Genomic DNA, 2,487 nt, shown 5'->3' with positions numbered 1-2,487 from the left:
CTCTGCATAGATTGGGCATACAGGCATTCCAGCCCATTTTAGTGGAAGGGCGTGCTATTTGTTTACATCCATTAGTATGTAAGGGATTCAATGCAGACTTTGACGGGGATCAAATGGCTGTTCATGTACCTTTATCTTTGGAGGCTCAAGCAGAGGCGCGTTTACTTATGTTTTCTCATATTAATCTTTTGTCTCCGGCTATTGGTGATCCCATTTCTGTACCAACTCAAGATATGCTTATGGGACTMTATATATTAACGAGTGGGACTCGGCAAGGTATTTCTGTAAATCGGTATAATCCATATAATTCTAATTGTAGAAACCCGAAACCGGAAAGAATTTACRAYAATAATTGGAARTATMCAAAAGAAAAAGAACCCCTTTTTTGTAATTCTTATGAGGCAATTGGAGCTTATCGACAGAAACGAATTCATTTAGATAGTCCTCTCTGGCTCCGGTGGAGACTCGATCAACGCGTTATTTCTTCAAGAGAAGCTCCTGTCGAGGTTCAMTATGAATCTTTGGGTACTTATTATGAGATTTATGGGCACTATCTAATAGTAMGAAGTATAAAAAAAGAAATTMTTTATACATATATTCGAACTACTGTTGGTCATATTTCTCTTTATMGAGAAATCGAAGAAGCTATACAAGGGTTTTGTCAGGCTTGYTCATATAGTACCTAATCAGAAGGTACCAATTCTATGAGACCTGTGGAAATTTTKGTMTYTCCGGYTCAACTAGGATTATAGTTACARAATTTTTACGCGAATCAAGATCGAGAAAAGGRAGTTTTTCAATCACTGACTCAAACCCATTGTCGAATCCTACTCAGTGAAATATGGAGGTACTTATGGCAGAACGGGCCAATYTGGTCTTTCACAATAAGGCRATCGACGGAACTGCCATGAAACGRCTTATTAGTCGATTAATAGATCACTTCGGAATGGCATATACATCACAYATCCTRGATCAARTAAAAACYYTAGGTTTYCAGCAAGCCACTACTACATCTATTTCATTAGGAATTGATGATCTTTTAACAATACCTTCGAAAGGATGGCTAGTTCAAGATGCTGAACAACAAAGTTTTCTTTTGGAAAAACACTACCGTTATGGGAATGTACACGCGGTMGAAAAATTACGTCAATCCATTGAGATATGGTATGCTACAAGTGAATATTTGCGACAAGAAATGAATCCRAATTTTAGAATGACTGACCCTTTTAAYCCAGTTCATATAATGTCTTTTTCGGGAGCTAGAGGAAATGCATCTCAGGTACATCAATTAGTAGGTATGAGAGGATTAATGTCGGATCCYCAAGGACAAATGATTGATTTRCCCATTCAAAGCAATTTACGCGAAGGACTYTCTTTAACAGAATATATMATTTCTTGYTATGGAGCYCGCAAAGGRGTTGTAGATACTGCTGTSCGAACRTCAGATGCYGGATATCTCACGCGGAGACTTGTTGAAGTAGTTCAACACATTGTTGTGCGTCGAACAGATTGTGGCACCATACGAGGTTSTTTTGTGAGKYCTCRAAAYGGGATGATGCCGGAACGCATTTTTATMCAAACATTAATTGGTCGTGTMTTATCGGATGATATATATATGGGTTCACGATGCATTGCCACTCGAAATCAAGATATTGGGATTGGGCTTATTAATCGATTCATAACCTTTCGAACACAACCAATATTTATTCGAACCCCCTTTACTTGTAGGAGTACATCTTGGATCTGTCGATTATGTTATGGGCGCAGTCCGACTCATGGTGATCTGGTYGAATTGGGCGAAGCCGTAGGTATTATTGCRGGTCAATCTATTGGAGAACCCGGCACTCAATTAACATTAAGAACTTTTCATACTGGCGGGGTATTCACAGGGGGTACTGCAGAACATGTACGAGCCCCCTCTAATGGAAAAATTCAATTCAATGAAAATTTGGTTCATCCAACACGTACACGTCATGGGCATCCCGCTTTTCTATGTTCTATAGATTTGTATGTAACTATTGAAAGTGAAGATATTCTTCATAATGTGACTATTCCATCTAAAAGTTTTCTGTTAGTTCAAAATGATCAATATGTAGAATCAGAACAAGTAATTGCTGAGATTCGTGCGGGAACATCCACTTTAAATTTTAAAGAGAGAGTTAGAAAACATATTTATTCTGATTCCGAGGGCGAAATGCATTGGAGTACCGATGTGTATCATGCACCTGAATTTACATATGGTAATGTTCATCTCTTACCAAAAACAAGTCATTTATGGATATTATCWGGAGGGCCGTGCAGATCCAGTCTAGCCTCCTTTTCGCTCCACAAGGATCAAGATCAAACGAGKRCCYATTCTCTTTCTGTCAAGCGAAGATCYATTTCTAATCYCTCATTGACTAATGATCAAGTGAGACATAAATTAGTTAGTTCGGGTTTTTMTGATAAAAAAGAAGAKAGGAGTCTTGATYMTTCAGAATTGAATCG

The 2,487-nt window shown here is 38.2% G+C and carries 2 protein-coding genes; both read left to right on the top strand.

Annotation, left to right across the window (positions count from 1 at the left end):
* The coding region (locus tag EIZ48_RS31300; RefSeq protein WP_205298634.1) for a DNA-directed RNA polymerase subunit beta' at positions 1–686 on the top strand (686 nt) is incomplete at its 5' end.
* A gap of 155 nt (positions 687–841) precedes the next feature.
* Positions 842–2,487: DNA-directed RNA polymerase subunit beta'' (locus EIZ48_RS31295; RefSeq protein ID WP_500690615.1), on the top strand; the 1,646-nt coding region annotated here is incomplete at its 3' end.

The organism is Photobacterium alginatilyticum (assembly GCF_009910675.1).
Lineage (GTDB): Bacteria > Pseudomonadota > Gammaproteobacteria > Enterobacterales > Vibrionaceae > Photobacterium > Photobacterium alginatilyticum.
Note: the sequence above shows the minus strand (reverse complement) of the source record. Positions and strands in the feature narration are given on the sequence as shown.